The sequence below is a fragment of the Chloroflexus sp. genome (assembly GCF_056331925.1).
Map to the genome: position 1 here is coordinate 1 of NZ_JBWGQH010000027.1, position 18,046 is coordinate 18,046.

Genomic DNA, 18,046 nt, shown 5'->3' on the forward strand with positions numbered 1-18,046 from the left:
CTTTGTCAGTTCGAGCGTAGCGAGAAATCTTCGTCATTCTTCCCCACACACAGATTTCTCGGGCGCTGGCGCGCCCTCGAAATGACAATGGGGTCGTATGACGGGTAGGAATTTTATGGTAAATAATAAAAAAACCGCTTGTCATTCATAGAATGACAAGCGAGTTCTGAAACAGTGTGCAAAATGTTAGATCATCATGCCTAACCCAACAAAGACAGCACTCGTCACCATTACAATCGCCACAGCGGCGATACGGGCCGCACGCCCATGCGCAGGGGGTAGATCGGCGAGGGCCAGATTAGCCATCATCACACTGATAATCATGAAAGCAACGAGAGCCAAAAATGGAATCTTGAGAAAACTCAAGACACCGGGAATATTAATATAATCGAAAGCACACGGTACCGCACCGGCGCAAGGGGCTGGCGGAATGATCAACATCACCATCAGGTAATGGTAGAGCGAAACCGCAATCCCACCGAGGGCCAACGGCAATACATAGAGATAGACCTTACGGTCGTCACGCCAAATCCCAACAAAAAGAATAACCGTCAGCGGATACATCAGAATCCGCTGATACCAGCACAATTCACATGGAATCCAGCGCAACACTTCACTAAAAAACAAACTACCTGCGGTCGCAATCATTGCTGCCAGGAGCGCGATATGGCGACAACTGAAAGTAAGCCAGTCGAGTATGCCAGCCGGAGCAGTCGTTATTGCCGACTCTAAGGATTGAGCGCGATTCATCACTGAACTCCACAAACTACTTTTCATCCTATCAACATTGTATCATCAAACAATAGCTGAATGATTGAAGTGATAACGAATAAAGAGTATACTTACTCCTATCGGGCATATAATGTACATGTTACGGTTGAATGATGCGAGAACGATGGAACGCAACTCAGGCTCGTTTACTCGCCGATATCGGCTCATTGCTCGTCTCGTTAAGTCGGTCTGAGGCGTTTCAACAGATTGCCCGTCGTCTTGTCCCCTTGTTAGGTGATTGGTGCATTATCATCATCCGTGATGAACACCACCAACCGCGTCGCGTTGCCGTAGTCTGTGCCGATCCAAGCAAGCAGGCGTTAGCTGCTCGACTTATCCAAGAGGCAGTTCTTCAAGAGACGTACTCGCCGCCGGTACAGGTATTGACTACCGGACAACCGCTTTTGCTGCTCGATCTCCCGGACGATTATAGTGAGAATCCGAATTTTTCGCCAGCTTACCGCGAGCTTGTACGACAAATCAAGCCTCGCCAATTGTTGACCCTGCCGATATGGGTACGAGATCGGGTGGTAGGAGTATTGGTTTTGCTCATTACCGCCCCCTCGCAGCGGCACTTTACGCAAGATGATCTCATCTTAGCTACTGAGATAGCTAAACGGCTAGCACTGGCCGTAGAGAATCTCTTCCTCTATCGCTCAATGCAGCGTCGTCTCGACCAATTGTTGCTCGTGCAACGGGTTGCCGGTTTAGTCAATTCAGTATTGCATACCGAAAAGCTCTGCCAGTTAGTCGTCCAGCAGTTGCACGGTACCTTTGGGTATCATCTGGTAAGTATTTACCTGCTCCAAGACGGTGTATTACGGCTGCAAGCGGTGGTCGGTTACGATCAGGTATTGCCGGTCATCCAGTTGCATGAAGGGGTAGCCGGGCGAGTAATGCGCACCGGTCAAGCTGAGTTTGTGCGTGATGCAACGGGTGACCCTGATTTTATTGAGATGTGTCCGGGAACAACCCAATGTATTGTGGTACCGTTGCGCCACGGTGAGGCGAAGCCTGTCGGTGTGATTATTGTCGAGTCACTCGGCAATCCTGCACTTGATAACGAAGACTTCTTTTTGCTCTCATTACTGGCCGATCAGATTAGCATAGCTCTGATCAATACGATGTTGTTTGCCCGCATGATAGAAACGTTTGAGCGGTTTCGCTCTCTGATCGAACTGGCCGGTAACGCGATCATTTGCCTCAATCCGCAGTTGCACATCACCGAATTCAATCGTATGGCGGAACAGCTCTTTGGGCGCATGCGCAGTGAAATGATCGGAGCCGATTTTGTAACAACCCTCTTGTCGGAAGCCGAACGACCGCTGTTTGTAGCGTTGGTGCGTGAAGTTAAGCAGGGTGAGAGTACTCAATCGTTTGAAACAACCTTTTGCACGGCAGATGGCGAACGTTATTTGAAGTGGACGGTGACATGTCGACGACAGTTGAACGGTGAACTTGCCGAATTGTTACTGGTCTGCCAAGACTTGACCGAGCAGCGGGAGATGACAGAGGAGTTGCTGCGGTATGAGCGCCGTTTGCAAGACCTTGAGCGGTTAGAGAGCTTGGCGATAATGGCGGGTGGGATCGCACACGATTTTAACAATCTTCTCAGTGTGATTCAAGGTAATGCTCATCTTCTTAAAGATACCGCGGCAGTACCGAATTCAGCCGATCACTATTTGCAAAATCTCCTTACGGCAACGCAGCAAGCCGGCGAATTAGTGCAGCAATTGTTACGGTTTGCGGCTGCCGATCCAGTTGAATTACAGCAACTTGATCTGAACCGGTTGATTGAGGAAGCGATACCGGTCTTGCAAACTATGCTGAACCGTCCCGCTGTGATACGGCTCGATCTCGATCCGGCCTTGCCACCAATTCGGGCCGACCCGGTACAGATTCGACAAGTGCTGTTGAATCTCGTTATGAATGCAGTTGATGTATTACCGGAGCGTAACGGTGACATTTGCATACAGACAGCCTTGCGAGAGATAGGGGTAAGTGAATTCACCAATTTCATCTCTCCCCACCAGCTCACTTCTGGTGAGTATGTGACAATGGCAGTACACGATAACGGGTGTGGAATTAATCCAGCACTGCGGCAGCGGATTTTTGAACCATTTTTTACTACAAAAGTGCGTGGGCATGGATTGGGATTACCGAGTGTCCTGAATATTGTTCGCCAGCATGGCGGTGCGATTGAAGTCAAGAGCCGACCCGGAGAAGGGAGTACGTTCACCGTGTTGTTCCCACCTTGGCAGTCACGCACCGCACAAGGGGTGCTACCGATACCTGTTGCTAGTAGCGAGCCACCGTGCGTCTTGGTAGTTGACGATAACAACGATGTTCGCTCACTCATCGAACGGCTGTTGCGTCATGCCGGGTATCGTGTGCAGGCGGTGGTCAATGGCAGTGAAGCGCTGCAACTCGTGACACAAGGGCAGGCAATTGCGTGTGCTTTAGTTGATATTACGCTCGCCGACATCAGTGGTTATGAAGTTTGTCGTCAGATTGCCGAACGCAACCCATGCATCCCCTTAGCATTGATCAGTGGGTATCCGGTGGATGCAGCGAGTATTGGTGAGGTCTCGGTGGCTGCAACGTTACAAAAGCCGTTTCGGGCACAGGAGTTATGGTCGGTGGTGCAGCGATTGATCGAGATCCGGGCCGAGTTATTGAGAAAACAGAGATGCTAGCAATTTATCAGATGACGTTTATTGACATGTCTTGGTGGCAACGGTATAGTAAAGTGTCAGACAAAAGAAAGATGGTAGGGGAGGAGGTTTGGGTGTCGGTCCAGCAGCCTTTCAATCCAGCACACGAACACGGTTCAAAAGAAGTTTTGGCATCAGCGATGCCCGATGCTGTGGACTGGCCAGATCAAGCAGTTCAACCACCGGTATCATCACGGCGTGCGTTCAAACGGGCGCAGCACAGCGCATGGCAGATTGTAAAATGGTTGCTCTTGATAGCCCTTTTGAGTGGGGGGGGTGTCATCGGTGGGATGCTGTACTTTGAACGCAACTATGCCGGTCGCATCCTCCCGAATGTTACCGTGCATGGTGTACCCGTTGGAAGTCTCACCCGTGAAGAAGCTCGGGCAAAAATTGAAGCTCATTTTGCACCGTTCTTGGCCCAGCCGGTCATGTTGACCTACAGTGGTCGTACATGGACACCGACACTTGCCGAGTTGGGTGCCGAACTAGCGATTGATGAGGCGGTTGACAAAGCCGTTGCCGTTGGTCGTGGTCACGATCTGTTCACCAATCTACAGCAGATCGGTGCAGTGTGGCAGCGTGGACTGGAGTTACCTTTACATCTCTCCATCGACCAAGATGCCCTCCAACGCTACCTACTCGAGCGGGTTGCCGAGGTTGAACGTCCGGCGGTGGATGCGCGACTCGTGCTGCACGGGACAACGGTGCGGGTGGAGCCAAGTGCCGTCGGTCGGCAAGTGTTGGTTAATGACACACTCCACGAGATAGTAGCTGCTCTCCAAGATCTCAATCCCGATACGATAGCGTTGCGCACGCGCACGTTAGAACCGGCATTGCGTGACGATGCGGCGATTGTAGCTCAAGATCGCATTGCAGCGTTGCTGGCCGGGCCGATCACGCTGCTCATCGATGGTCGGCCATTTGTGTGGTCACTTGATGAGTTGGCGCGGATGGTGCGAGTTGAGCGCATTCCCGATCCGGCCGGTGATCGACTGGTGGTGGGTATCGATCACGAACTAGTACGGGCCAAAATCCGTGAGATCGGTGATGCTACTGAAGTAAAAGGTACGTATCCTCGGTTGAACTGGAACGATGGGCGTTTAGAGATCTTTCAAGAGGGGAAACCAGGACGACGGATCGATGAAGAGCAAGTGTTTGCCGCCGTGTTGGACGCCCTGACAAAACCGGCCGAACAGCGCACGGTCACTGTGGCATTCCGTGAGATCGCACCGCCGATTACCGCTGCGAATCTCGATCAGTTGGGGATTACCACCTTGATCGGTGTTGGTCGCAGTGATTTTACCGGTTCGGCGGCCTATCGCGTTACTAATATTCAGGCCGGGATGCGCTTATTGCATGGTGTGTTAATTGCCCCGGGTGAAGAATTCTCGTTCAATCAGACAGTTGGTCGGATCGATAGTTCAAACGGTTTTGTCGAAGGGTACGCGATTATCCAAAATCGTACCCAATTGGAGTGGGGTGGCGGGATTTGTCAAGATAGCACCACCATGTTTCGGGCGGCATTTTGGGCCGGTTTACCGATTACCGAACGGTGGGGGCACTCATTTTACATAAGTTGGTACGATCGCTATGCGTTTGGACCCTATGGCGATGGGCCGGGTATGGATGCAACCATTTTTACCGGTGGCCCCGATCTGAAGTTTCTCAACGATACCGGCGGATGGATTTTGATCCAGACGCTCGTAGATACGCACCGGCATTTGGCTGAGGTGCGATTGTATGGCCCGGACACAGGCCGAAAGGTGTTGCTAGAAGGTCCGATTATCACCAATCGCACGCCACCACCGGAAGAACCGGTCTACGTTGCGTCACCGAATCGGCCGGTCGGTCAACCACGGCAAAGTGATACAGCTCGCGGTGGTATGGATATTCTCTTTACGCGAATTGTGCTCGGCCCCGATGGCAAGGAAATCGAGCGTCGCCAGTTTGTGACGCGATTTAAACCGTGGCCGAATATCTTTGAGTACAATCCGGCGGATCTAGGGCCAGATGGCAAACCGTTGCCGACACCAACCCCACCACCTGAAGAGTTACCACCGCCAGAACAGCCACCGGTTGAGCCGGCACCAAGCGTAACCGAGTAAAACGCCAGTTGGGGCAATCATCAAGATGGTTGCCCCAACTGATTACTTTTGATACGGTTATCTCAACAGGGTGACAAGCGACGGTGCGGTCGAACCAGACTCAATCTGCACTGCGGTTAAGGAGAGCGGTTCACCCCATACATGAACGAGCGCTTCCGCAATTGCTTCCGGATCACCGGTCGTGAAGCAGCGTAGCGTTCCCTCACCGTGGGGAAGCCCAATTCGTTCGGCGATGCGAGCAGTTTGGGCAGCAACGGCCGGTCCGGTATCGATAATCGTTACCTCTGGACCGGCGCACGCTCTAATAAGTTGGGTCAGTGGGGGGAAATGGGTACATCCCAACACGATCACATCTGCATCAGTGGCAGCGGCAAGGTGGTTAGCGATGAGCGTTTTAGTGTATTCATCAGCAACTGCACCGGCCTCAACCTGCTCGACTAAATCAGGGCAAGCCAGCGCATAGACTTCGACCTCAGCGGCATAGGCATTGACCAGCGCACGAAAGCGGTCGCTGGCTAAAGTACCGCTGGTCGCCATTACCGCCACTTTGCCGCGGCGCGTAGCAGCGACCGCTGGTTTGACGCCCGGTTCCATCCCTACTACCGGCACCGGCAACGTACTGCGCAACACTTCAATCGCGGCGGCCGTCGCTGTATTACAAGCGACCACCACGATCTGTGAACCCTGTTCGACCAGCCATTGTCCACAGGCAAGAGTACGCGCACGTATCTCCTCAACCGGACGTGGACCATACGGGCAATAGGCGCTATCGGCCAGATAGAGGAGATCGGTGGTTGGCAATCGTTCACGGATAGCCCGTGTTACCGTTAGTCCACCGAGACCGGAATCGAAAATGCCAATCATACGACATCAAGCTCGCTGCCATTGTCGGCACGCAGCAACAAAATCGGTAAAGAGGGCGCGCCAGCGCGGTTCACTAGTATCCCAGAGATGTTCAGGGTGACACTGAACGGCCAACAAGTAATGATCGTCGGTCGTCTCAAATGCCTCAATAATTCCATCAGGGGCATAAGCGACGGGGCGCAAACCGGGAGCGAGAGTCTTGACCGCCTGATGGTGCATCGTATTACAGCCAATGTGTTCGGTGGTCAAGATGGTTGCCAAGCGTGAGTCGGGGACGATAGTCAACGGATGGGTGAGTTCGGTCCAGGCACGAGTACGGGTATTGGCGCGATGATCGAGTGTGGTAGCGACCTGAGAAGGAATATCCTGGTAGAGTGAGCCACCGAGTGCAACATTAATCACTTGCAAGCCACGGCAAATACCGAGCAGCGGTTTACCGTCAGTAGTGGCCCAGCGTGCGAGCGCCAACTCAACCGTATCGCGTTGTCGATCAACTGTGCCGAGGTGCGGATGTGGTTCTTCACCGTAATAGGCCGGATCGACATCATCGCCGCCGGGCAACAGAATACCGGCGCAGCGATCATACAGGAATCGGATTACGTCGAGGTCATCGGTAAGGTAGATAATCAGTGGAACGGCGCCGGCTGCTTCAAGGACACGCAAGTACGTAGGACGTACTGCCTGCAACTCGCGGTCATCAGCGCCTACACTGCTCGACATGAGCGTGATACCGATGAGGGGACGTTGTGAGTGTATCATCATTTGGTTATCTGTTCAGGCTGCTCGGCTTTGGCGGTGCATATCACGGCAACTTTCAACGAAAGCCGCAAAGAGGCCCTGCCAACGTGGATCGGTCTCAGCTTGGAGGGCTTCAGGATGGCATTGCACACCGACAATAAACCGAGTATCTTCGCTTTCAAGGGCTTCAATCACGCCATCTGGCGCCCACGCGACGGCGCGTAGTCCGGGGGCCACGCGGCGGACTGCCTGGTGGTGGAGCGAATTGATCATCAGGTCGGTTGTCCCCAAGAAGCAGGCGAGGCGGGCATCGGGAGCGATGGTCATTGTATGGGCCAGAAACGTCCAATCCTCGCGCGCATACGACTCGTTATGGTCGATGGTTGATCCGATTTGCGAAGGAATATCCTGATAGAGCGAGCCGCCGAGTGCGACATTAATCAACTGGACACCACGACAGATACCGAGCAACGGTTTATGATCGGCGGTGGCCCAGCGTGCAAGGCGCAATTCGGCCATATCACGAGGCAGATCGATCACACCTAGTCGCTCGTGAGGTTGGTCACCGTAGTGATTAGGCGATATATCGCCACCACCGGCGAGGAGCAACCCATCCAGACGGTCGTAAATGGTGCGCAGCGCAGTTGCGTCGAGCAGTGGTGGGATGAGTAATGGTACGCCACCGGCGCGCAGCACAGCATCAACGTAGGTTTTGCGGTGACCATAAGAAGGTGGGCACCAGTCGCGGTCGTGGAAAGTACCGCACGATATTCCAATCAGAGGCGTCATGCGCGCTTCCTCCATCGTAGCGATTCGTTATTATGAGTGCGCATTATAACACAAGACGCTTGTGAATCATCGGTCGAGAGGTTGATTAAGCCCGTTCGGCAGCAACCGGGAGCGCAATAGAGAAGGTACTCCCTTGACCAACTGTACTCTCAACCCAGATGTGCCCACCGAGCAACTGCACCAGTGGTTTAACAATCGACAGACCGAGACCCGTTCCACCGGCTTCTACTTTAAGCGGGTTTTCGGCGCGGAAGAAGCGGTCGAAAATGCGCGGGAGATCTTCAGGGCGAATCCCCACACCGGTATCACTGATACTGAGCAACAAATAGCGGTGATTCGTATTCAGGGTACTGCGCACCGGTTCAGGAAAATCAACATTCAGAATTTCGCGGACGGCAATGGTGATTTTGCCACCGGCAGGAGTGTACTTTACGGCATTGAGTAGCACGTGATAGAGGATTTGGTGTAAGCGCATTGCGTCGGCCCGGATGAGTGGTAAACCGGGCGGAATCGAAATAGTCAATTGATGCTGGCGTTGGCTAATGTGCGATTGTAATTCGGCAATCACACCACTTAGCGCCTCGGCAAGATGGAGTGAGCGCCATTCGAGGTGAATACTACCCGACTCGATCTTGGTAATTTCGAGCACATCGTTGATAAGGTTGATCATGCGCTCGGTATTATTGTAAATCGTATTCACAAACTCGCGTTGGGTGTCATTCAACTGACCAAGACCACCCATCGCCAACAACTGGGTAAACCCTTTGATGGCTGTCATTGGGGTACGTAGTTCGTGCGACATCGTGCCGATAAACTCATTTTTCATCCGGTCGGCCTCGACCTCGCGGGTAATATCACGCAGTACCAGCAACGCACCGAGGGTACGGTCATTTTCGTTGAGCACCGGACTCAGTGAAACATTGATCGTCGCATTCCCAATTGTCGTAGTCGTCGAAAAGGTGCGCGGTGTGCCATCGGTGGTCAACGGCCGACGAAAGAGTTCCTCGAGCGGCAAGTCCGCGGCGTGGGTGCTGAGGCAATGCTGAATCAGATCGTGCATATTCCAGAGCAGGAGTTCTTCCATCGGACGGTGCAAAATGCGACCGGCTGCCTGATTCACACTGAGGATACTACCGTTGATGTCGCATACCAGTACACCATCGAGCAGGCTTTGCAGGATGGCCGTAATCTGGCTCGTCTCACGCTGTTGACGTTCGAGCAATTCAGAGCGCCGGTTCGACTCATCGATAATCATCCGGTACAGCTTCGCGTTGTTGATCCCAATCGCGATGGTACCGGCGCAGGCGTTGAGCAACCGCACGTGCCCTTCGTGAAAAAAGTTGGGGCGCGAATGGGAGAGGGTCATCACACCGAGCACCTCACCCTGCACGAAGAGTGGGACCGCGATCATCGAGCCTTCACGCTTGCGGTTACTACCGGGTATCGTTACCCACCGATCGTCTTGTTGCACATCGTTCACCAACACCGTCTGCCCGTGTTGAGCGGCCCAGCCGGCAATTCCCTGTCCAATTGCAAAACGAACCGTATTATCCGGGGTGACTTTCCGTCCCAAAATAGCCCGTGTTGCCAGCAAGCTCGGTGATTCCTCCTCGGTGAGTAAGATCGAGGCATGTTCAGCTTGCACAATATGTGCCAGCATTTCGAGCGAATTATTCAAAATAAGGTCAAGATCAAGCGAGCGATTTACTTCAGAGGCAATCGCGTGGAGGGTCGCGAGGCGATCTTTCTCCTCCTCCAATTCGCGTGTTCGTTCGGTAACGCGCTGCTCAAGTTCGGCGTTGAGGGTCCGGATCGTATGGTACAAATCGGCATTCTGCAATGCAATTGCAGCTTGGCTGGCGATGCTCTGCGCCAAATCCTGCATAAAGCGTAGATCGAGCGGATTATGCCGCTCTTGCAGGGTCACTGCACCGATCACCCCTTCGCCACCGGTCATTGGAATCACCAGCACGCTACATCCGGCTAAAAGCCATTGATGGCTGGGATCGGTTGGTGCAGTCGGCCAAAACATGCCGGACGTACCGGTAAATGCAGCCTGGATCACCGGGTTGGTCTCCGGTAAGACATACCCGATTGAAGGCCCTTCGGTGCTCCCACGACAGGCAACTACTCGGAACCGCCGGTCGCTATCGGTCAGCCAAAGGGCAACGTGATAAGCATCGGTGAGGCGGTGTAGGCTATCGATCACGATCTCGATCAATGCATCATGGTCGAGCGTTGCCGAAAGACGTTGTGAAATATCGTTCAGCGCCTTGAGTTGCAGGGCACGATGGTCGGCGGCGGCTGAGGCAGCATCGAGACTAGCGGCAATAAATTCGCGCTCATGGATCAATTGGTTCGTGTGTTCCGACCACACCTCGGCCAGGATTACAAGTGCGTGCTCAAACAACTGGGCGAGCGAATCGATCGTAGCCGGATCGGCATTATCGTGCAGCAGGGCTGTGCGTGCAATCCGATGCAACTGATTGAGATGGCGCACAAGCGTGGGCAAATCAGCATCGCTTTGATCGGCGATCAACTCGCTGAACAACGCACGGAGCGATTGGTCATCGCCATTCGCCGCAGCAGTGAGCGCACTAGCAAACCGTTGAGGATCAAGGTAGGACAGAATCGCCACTGAACCTGTCGTGACATCGTGTAGATGAGACCACCATTGCAACAGATTGTTCTGCTGCATTTGTAACCAGTGGCTTAAGACGTGTTTCATATGTGCGCCAGGAGGCTTCCGTTATTCACAGCGTACCACCACAACGGTTGCGTCATCGTTCTCTTTGCCGAAGCGGGTCAGGATTTCTTCAGCAATCTGCTGTGGCGGTTGGTGTAGATCGGGTAGCGGTTCGGTAACAAACCGACTGGTGATGCCATCACTGTATAAAACGAAAATGTCTCCCGAATTGTAGGTGTACGTGAGCCGTAGGAGTTGGGGTAAACGATAACCAACAATGCCATTTTTCGAGATCGGTTTAATCACGAGGTTGCTATGCACGTGGACGCCGATATTACCGACACCGACGAATTCTGCCGTGCGGTTACGGTCGTCGAGTCTCAGCAGCGCCATCACCGCACCACGGCTACCGGAGAGGGCGCGATCGACACGTTGCATCAAGTCATTTAGATCAAGGTTTGGATGGCTCTCTAATACGGTGACTGCACGGCGGGCTGCGTCGGCAGCCGCTTCACCACCACCCAACCCGTCGATCACCGACACAAGCACCTGATCGGTATCGTATGGTAAGACAAGATAGGCGTCACCGCTCACATGCTGGCCTAGTTTTGGGCGCAGCGCCGCTCCCCATGTAATCGTCATACTGCCTCATCAACGGTGGCTTGTTCGCCATTTCACCGCCCGGACCGTTGTTCCAACGCCGGGTGTCGAATCAATATAAAAATCATCCATCAACCGGCGTACTCCGGGCAAGCCTGCACCGAGCGAGTTGGTTGTGCTAAAGCCATCACGCAAGGCCAGCTCGACATCGGGGATACCGGGACCGGTATCGCGTGACTCTACGGCCAGCCCGATCTTGGCGGGATCACGATGAACCTGGGCAAGCGTGATCTCCCCGCCACCGGCGTGACGAATCAGATTGTGCGCCAGTTCGAGAATGCAGATTTCGATCCGAGTACGGTCGGTCTCACTAAATTGTAGTTCGTTAGCGAGTCGGCGACCGGCACTCAGCGCAACATAGATATCTGCTTCACGCTGAACGCGAAACGTTATCGATTCCATACCCTTCATTATACCGGAATTGGAGAAAGGGGGTGTAACCATACAACTACTTTACCCGACGTGGTAAGCGTAATTCGGCACTATCCATCACGATCGTGACCGGGCCATCGTTGACGAGGGCAACCTGCATCATAGCACCAAAGACGCCGGTAGCAACCGGGATGCCGTATGTACGTAGCGCTGTGGTGAACGCATCGACCAGAGGGGCAGCGATTTCGGGTCGAGCAGCAGCGGTAAAACTCGGACGGCGGCCCTTGCGGGTGTCGGCATAGAGGGTAAACTGTGACACGACCAGTGCAGCGCCACCGGTATCGAGCAGCGAGAGATTAAATTTGCCTTCTTCATCGCTAAAAATACGAAGATGGGCAATTTTTTCGGCAAGGAGCGCAACATCGTCGCGCGTATCGGTCTGGTTGACACCTAATAGAATCAGGAGACCGGGGCCAATCGCTCCGACAACTTGACCGGCTACCGTCACCGATGCTTCAGTGACGCGCTGAATGACGGCACGCATTATTCCTCCTCAACTGGGACGGCAAACACCAGGCGACCGGTCTGGGTTTGGTGAATGCGGGTCACAATCACTTCAATCGTTTGCCCGATCAGATGACGGGCATTTTCTACGATCACCGGGGTACCATCATCGAGATAACCAACCCCTTGCTGGCGCGTATTACCTTCGTTGCGAATCAGCACGTGCAGTCGTTGGTCTTGCATAACCGGTGGGCGGAGGGCATCACTCAACTGATTCATATTCAGGACAGTTATCCCTTGCAGACCGGCGACCCGATTGAGATTGTAATCGTTGGTGATAATCGGGCAGTGATATTGGCGCGCCAATTCGATCAGTTTGTCGTCAACCCGCAGGGCATCGGGTAGATCGTGGTTGATAATCTCGATAGGCAGAGGTGACGATTGCTGCATCTGATTAAGCAACTCAAGCCCACGACGTCCCTTTTGGCGGCGGAGATCGTCGTTCGAGTCGGCCAATATCTGAAGTTCGGTAAGAACAAACGAAGGCACCAAGAACATTCCCTCTAAAAATCCGGTACGGGCGACAGCAGCGATGCGACCGTCAATGATTGCGCTCGTATCGAGCAAGTACCGACGTTGAGGTGTTTCTGGCGCTATCGGCGATACCGCTTCAGGCGAAGGTTTCGCTAGTGGAGTGGAAGCCGCGCGTTGTTGACGGAAGAGAGCGATCAACTCCATCAGGTCACGTTTACGCAAATACAAAATCGATGCACCAAAGTAGACAAAGATCGCAGTAACGATAGTGGGTAAAACGTTACCGTAAGGTGCGGGCAATGTAGATAATGGAACAGTTGCAAAGACGCCGGCGAATAGACCGAACATACACCCCATGATCACCAATATAACGTCGCTGAGTGGCACCGTGCGGGCTTGGCGAAAAAGTGAGCGAAGCGGATTGATAATTAAGCGCTGGGTGAGAATGAGGCCAATCGAACCACCGGCGATCGTGAGGAGTGCCGTTGCCCAAACCTGCTCTGCATTCGGATTGGGGCCTGAAAGAGTACGGCCTAGCAAAAAACCGAGATAGGCCATCCAGCCGAAGCCGAGCCAACGCACGATAAAGTCGAGACTCAGTCGCATGGCTCACCCTTAATCGGTTTCAGTCTGCGATGCATTAGGTTTGCGGGTGAGGAGTTCAACGGCTTCAGTCAGCGAGCGCACCAGCGTGATTGTCAAGCCGGGGGGTGTTTCGAGCGTCGTATGGGACGGTACCACTGCGTGGCGGAAGCCGAGTTTGGCCGCTTCGCTGAGGCGACGATCGATCTGGCTCACGCTACGCAATTCTCCCGATAGCCCAACTTCACCAAGACAGACCACGTCGGGATCGATGCGCTGATTGCGGTATGAAGAGGCAATTGCCAATGCCACGGCGAGATCGGCAGCCGGTTCACTAATCCGTAGTCCACCGACAATATTGACGTACAGGTCTTGATTAAACAGTGGTAAGCCAACCCGCTTCATCAACACGGCGGTCAGCATCAGCAACCGATTCAGATCAAAGCCATTGGTCGTGCGGCGAGGTTGGGAATTGGCTGTATGAGAAGTGAGGGCCTGCACTTCAACCAGCAATGGGCGAGTCCCTTCGAGGGTCACGGCGACGGTGGAGCCGGGACTGTGGGTATTGCGTTCGGCAAGAAAGACTTGTGATGGGTTGCGTACTTCGCGCAACCCATCACCGGCCATTTCAAACACTCCAACCTCGTTGGTGCTCCCGAAGCGATTCTTCACGCCGCGCAAGAGACGAAATTGGTGAAATCGATCACCTTCGAGGTAGAGCACGACGTCGACAATATGCTCCAGTACGCGCGGGCCGGCAATTGCCCCTTCTTTAGTAACATGACCGACTAGCACTATCGGAATCGCCGTCTCTTTCGCCAGTTGCATAAGGCGCAGCGCACCTTCGCGGACTTGCGAGACACTGCCGGCAGCGCTTGTCAATTCGGGCAGGTAGATGGTCTGGATCGAGTCGACGATCACCAGACGTGGGCGCAAGGTACGGATGTGCTCGATAATCAAATCAAGCGATGTTTCGGCCAATACGAAGAGGTCATCAGCGGTAAGACCAAGGCGTTCGGCCCGCATACGGATCTGTTGAGCCGACTCTTCGGCGCTGACGTACAGGGCCGGGCCAACACTGGCGGCAAAATGGGCGGCCACTTGGCCGAGTAACGTCGATTTTCCAACACCGGGATCACCACCGATTAAGACGACTGAACCGGGAACTAACCCACCACCGAGGACGCGGGCGAACTCTTCAGCGTAAACAGGTAATCGTTGAAAATCGGCCAGTGGAATATCGCGTAGGCGCGTGGGTTGGTTCTGGCCGAGAACAGTCGGGCGACCGGTACCGGTTGCGCGCGCAGGAGCGATCAATTGCTCAACCAAACTATCCCATGCACCGCATTCTGGGCATCTGCCCATCCAGCGACTCTGCTGAGCACCACACTGTTGACAGACGAAGATAGTACGTATTTTTGCCATATATTCATTATACCACCGCGCTTGCTCACCGATGGCATGTCCAGGTAATGGGGGCTTCCGGTGGCGGAACGGTCTTGGTACATTATGTTTGAGCCGGCGATGATTGAGCAAGCGCTAATGAACTTAGCCCGATTCGGCTACTCATTGCGAGGAGCCAGAAGCTCATCGCCAAATCAGGCCAGAAATAGAACGCATCGACCGATCCATGCACGAGTGCCCCGGTCATTGTTGCGGTAATCCCAATAGCGAGTGGTAGGGTAGGGTAGCGAACTGCGGTACGGATCATACACCACGTAGCCCAGCCTAACCCGATGAGCAGCAGGGGGCCGCCTCGCAAGAGGAGATCGAGGATCAGATTGTGCGGATGGGGAGTGTAGATCTCGTTGGTATTCGTCAGGGTCGGATCGATGTAACGAGGATAGACAACGAGAAACTGATCGAGTCCTATCCCCAGCGGATGATCGACCAACATTGCGAACGCAGCACGCCATGTGGCGAGGCGAATAGTGCTGCTACCGGTCATGAGACTAAGCCGTTCGATACCAATGGTAAGGCCAGCTCCGGCTGCGAGAACGATGACGACGCCACCGGTGATCAGCGACAGGCGACGATAGCGCGGGGGTGTGGCGAAAAAGAGTAGTACCCCGCCGGCGACGATTGCGCCGAGATATGCCCCACGGGAAAATGAAACGCCAAGGGCAGCGAGGCTAAGGATTGCGCAGGATGCCAACACCATTGCCAACCAACGTCGTTGCCGCTGCCATGCAGCCCACGCCAGTGCTGCCGCTAACGGCCAGACCCGACCCATCGCCAGACCGAGGTTGTTGGGATGACCGTAGAAACCGGTGGCGCGTATCACACCTTCGGTGGCAATCAGGTCTTCGCTATACCCGATTTTGACACCGAACAACGGTACAAGATTGATCCCGCCGGCTTGAGCAAGCGCTACCAGTGCCGAGATGGCGCCGGCAGCGATCCAGCCGATAAGAGTTGGCGTAATAACGGCGCGACCTTGCCGTTCGTGCCACCAGAGGAGGACAGCAAACAGCAGCGGTTCGACGATCATCCAGCGCAGCTCACGCAGAGCGGGGCCGCGTGCTTCGGCAATCAGCACACCCCATACGCCGGCGAGCAAGACGAGCAACGCAGGTGTGAGTGCGATGAGGGTGGTTCGCGAGCGGAGGATGGTAGGATTAAGGTACAGGAGATGTGACCGGTCGCGTACCACCGTCGCAATGGCGGCAATGAGCAAGACTACTTCGTGGAGTGGCAGATAGATGCCGCTCTCACGAATGCCAAATCTGGCGTCAAACAGACCTTTCGGCAAAAAGTAGAGTGGCACCGTTATAGCTACCCAACGCACGGTAAGTGCAGGATAGGCAATAGCTAAACCGATAAACGGTAGGAGACCAAGCATCGTGAGCGGGAGTTGTGCCGAAGCGCGATAGGCCACTGCGAGGGTGAGACCTTGGGCGAGAAAGATGATCCATTCGCGCCAATGGGCAGGGAGCGTTTGCCAACGCATCAGCAGATGATCGAGCACGTGCAAGGCCGTGCGCATTGTCAGCGCAGCAGTCGCCGCTAAAGCCACAATTAGCACCAACGGCCCGTAATCGGCAAGCGGACGCCATGGCAAGCTCCGCACCACGACAAACTCGGTTGGCGGCATACCGCCACGCAGTTCGAGGGTATGCACCGCATCGGGTAAACCGCGCAGCGCGTTCCCCGCTAGTTCTACCGGTGCACCATCGAGCAATGCCGCTGCCGGCGCGCCGCCACGCAACTCGATGTCGGTGCCGGCAAATCGCACCTGCCAGCCATCAGCAGTGCTCGTCACAGCGGGGTGATCCCAGCGATGCACGCCAACGGCAGCAACCGCGGGAGATTTGACATAATCGCGCAGAATGGCATACGAAGGCAAGGGCTGCCAATCGCGGCTCACCAGCGCAAAGTACGGGGTGGGATCATCAGGATGCGGCTCGGCATAGCCGCCGTAGCGCAACATCCAGACATTCATCACCCCCATCCACGGCCACTCGCGGCGGGCGCGCTCGATTTGGGCTGTGAGATAGGCGCCCTTAGTCGCTTCATCCACCGGCGGTCCCCAGACAAAGCGACGCTCAGGCGGTATTCGATCCGGCGCAGCGTTATAACCAAACTCGGTGACCCAAACCGGTGTTGCCAGATCGCCGTGGCGCTCCATCACCTCGCGCAGCAGCACTACCCGGCTGACATCGTTGCGGGTATCGATGGGACGATCCCAGCGCCAATTGTCGCGTCCGCGCAAAAAGACGTAGCGATGTTCACTCGGTGGTTGGCCGAGGCCATAATTCTGTGCAGCCATAATATCGAAATAGGCTTCGCCGCCAAGCCGATAGATTTCATCGAGGTACTCCAACTCGGTCATTGGCGCCCGCGGATCAAGGCCATCGGTGGGAGCTAGACCGGGGAAGATCACGACTGCATCGGGGTTAGCCGTCTTCACTGCTTCGTAAGCAAGGCGGAGCAGCGCGAGAAAATCGGCAGGTTTGGGTGTTTGCCAACCCCATTCATTCTTGAGATTCGGCTCATTCCAAATCTGAAAATAGCGTACTTGTCCGCGATAACGCTCAACGAGGATGGCGAGAAAGCGGGCATAATCGGCCAGATCATCGGGTGGAGCCATCGAGTTGCCATCGATGGCCAGGCCGGCCTGAAATTCCGGGGTCGAGCATGCAGCGGCGCAAGCCCACAGGGGAGGCCGGTCGACGCGCATAATCAACTCGATATCGTGGGCCACCGCCGAAGCAACGATCCGGTCATACTTCGCCCAACTCGACACCACACCGATCGTCGCCGCGTTACGGTGGTCGGTAAAATCACCGCGGCCGTGAATCTCGATGTCATCCCACGGTACCTGCATACGGGCATAGCGTGCACCGAGATCGCGGGCAAAGGCGAAGGTTCGGTCAATAGTGGCGGGATCGGGTTCGAGATGAAGGTTGAACAGATTGACACCGAGGGTGGGGCCGTTGCTGTATGGGAAGGGGGCCGCGATAGGCGAACGTTCGGCGACACCGCGCAAGGAGGCATTGTCAACCCAGACGGCAACGCCGAGCACAGCGACAAGCAGCGCATTGAGAAGAGCAAGCCAGCTAAAGCGGGTCAGTGCAGTACGCATAGCGCAGAGAGTATAGACGGCGAGCGGAGCGGTGTCAAGGCGGGACGCTATTGCTGAAAGGCATCGTTTTCGCTGAAGGGGGAGATTGCTTCAGGGGCGGGGCGCGCCACTGCGCGGGGTGGCCCTACCCTTGCGATGA

The 18,046-nt window shown here is 54.8% G+C and carries 13 protein-coding genes; 2 read left to right on the top strand and 11 right to left on the bottom strand.

The annotated features are described in order from the left end of the window. Positions 1-186 precede the first annotated feature (186 nt). Positions 187-750 carry a disulfide bond formation protein B gene (locus AC01ZF_RS13640; RefSeq protein WP_424677341.1) on the bottom strand — a complete coding sequence of 188 codons (564 nt, stop codon included), beginning with the start codon at positions 748-750 and terminating at the stop codon, positions 187-189. 134 nt (positions 751-884) lie between these two features. Between AC01ZF_RS13640 and AC01ZF_RS13645 the strand changes: the two genes are divergently transcribed. Continuing rightward, positions 885-3,467 (top strand): GAF domain-containing protein, encoded by a 2,583-nt coding sequence (locus AC01ZF_RS13645; protein WP_476575427.1) that lies wholly within the window; start codon positions 885-887, stop codon positions 3,465-3,467. A gap of 158 nt (positions 3,468-3,625) precedes the next feature. Continuing rightward, positions 3,626-5,593 (top strand): VanW family protein, encoded by a 1,968-nt coding sequence (locus AC01ZF_RS13650; RefSeq protein WP_476575428.1) that lies wholly within the window; start codon positions 3,626-3,628, stop codon positions 5,591-5,593. 57 nt (positions 5,594-5,650) lie between these two features. Here the strand turns inward: AC01ZF_RS13650 and murI are convergent, their stop codons facing one another. From murI to AC01ZF_RS13700, 10 genes are all read right to left on the bottom strand, one after another. Beyond that, positions 5,651-6,457, bottom strand: coding sequence for a glutamate racemase (gene murI / locus AC01ZF_RS13655; protein ID WP_424677338.1), 807 nt, complete (start codon positions 6,455-6,457; stop codon positions 5,651-5,653). Positions 6,458-6,463: 6 nt separating this feature from the next. Beyond that, positions 6,464-7,219 (bottom strand): gamma-glutamyl-gamma-aminobutyrate hydrolase family protein, encoded by a 756-nt coding sequence (locus AC01ZF_RS13660; RefSeq protein WP_424677337.1) that lies wholly within the window; start codon positions 7,217-7,219, stop codon positions 6,464-6,466. Between the two features lie 12 nt (positions 7,220-7,231). Then, positions 7,232-7,984, bottom strand: coding sequence for a gamma-glutamyl-gamma-aminobutyrate hydrolase family protein (locus AC01ZF_RS13665; protein ID WP_424677336.1), 753 nt, complete (start codon positions 7,982-7,984; stop codon positions 7,232-7,234). Positions 7,985-8,069: 85 nt separating this feature from the next. Further along, on the bottom strand, positions 8,070-10,712 hold the full coding sequence (locus AC01ZF_RS13670) for a GAF domain-containing protein (protein WP_424677335.1): 2,643 nt from the start codon (positions 10,710-10,712) through the stop codon (positions 8,070-8,072). A gap of 21 nt (positions 10,713-10,733) precedes the next feature. Beyond that, positions 10,734-11,312 (bottom strand): SpoIIE family protein phosphatase, encoded by a 579-nt coding sequence (locus AC01ZF_RS13675; protein ID WP_424677334.1) that lies wholly within the window; start codon positions 11,310-11,312, stop codon positions 10,734-10,736. A gap of 9 nt (positions 11,313-11,321) precedes the next feature. Continuing rightward, on the bottom strand, positions 11,322-11,732 hold the full coding sequence (locus AC01ZF_RS13680; RefSeq protein WP_424677333.1) for an anti-sigma regulatory factor: 411 nt from the start codon (positions 11,730-11,732) through the stop codon (positions 11,322-11,324). Positions 11,733-11,778: 46 nt separating this feature from the next. Then, complete coding sequence (gene dtd, locus AC01ZF_RS13685) at positions 11,779-12,246, bottom strand: D-aminoacyl-tRNA deacylase (protein WP_424677332.1); 468 nt, start codon at positions 12,244-12,246, stop codon at positions 11,779-11,781. After that, positions 12,246-13,346, bottom strand: coding sequence for a PIN/TRAM domain-containing protein (locus tag AC01ZF_RS13690; RefSeq protein WP_424677331.1), 1,101 nt, complete (start codon positions 13,344-13,346; stop codon positions 12,246-12,248). Before AC01ZF_RS13690 ends, dtd begins: the two co-directional genes overlap by 1 nt. A 9-nt stretch (positions 13,347-13,355) precedes the next feature. Continuing rightward, entirely contained in the window at positions 13,356-14,747 is a 1,392-nt protein-coding gene (gene radA / locus AC01ZF_RS13695; protein ID WP_424677330.1) for a DNA repair protein RadA, read from the bottom strand. A gap of 82 nt (positions 14,748-14,829) precedes the next feature. Then, complete coding sequence (locus tag AC01ZF_RS13700) at positions 14,830-17,907, bottom strand: O-antigen ligase family protein (protein WP_476575429.1); 3,078 nt, start codon at positions 17,905-17,907, stop codon at positions 14,830-14,832. Positions 17,908-18,046: the final 139 nt, after the last annotated feature.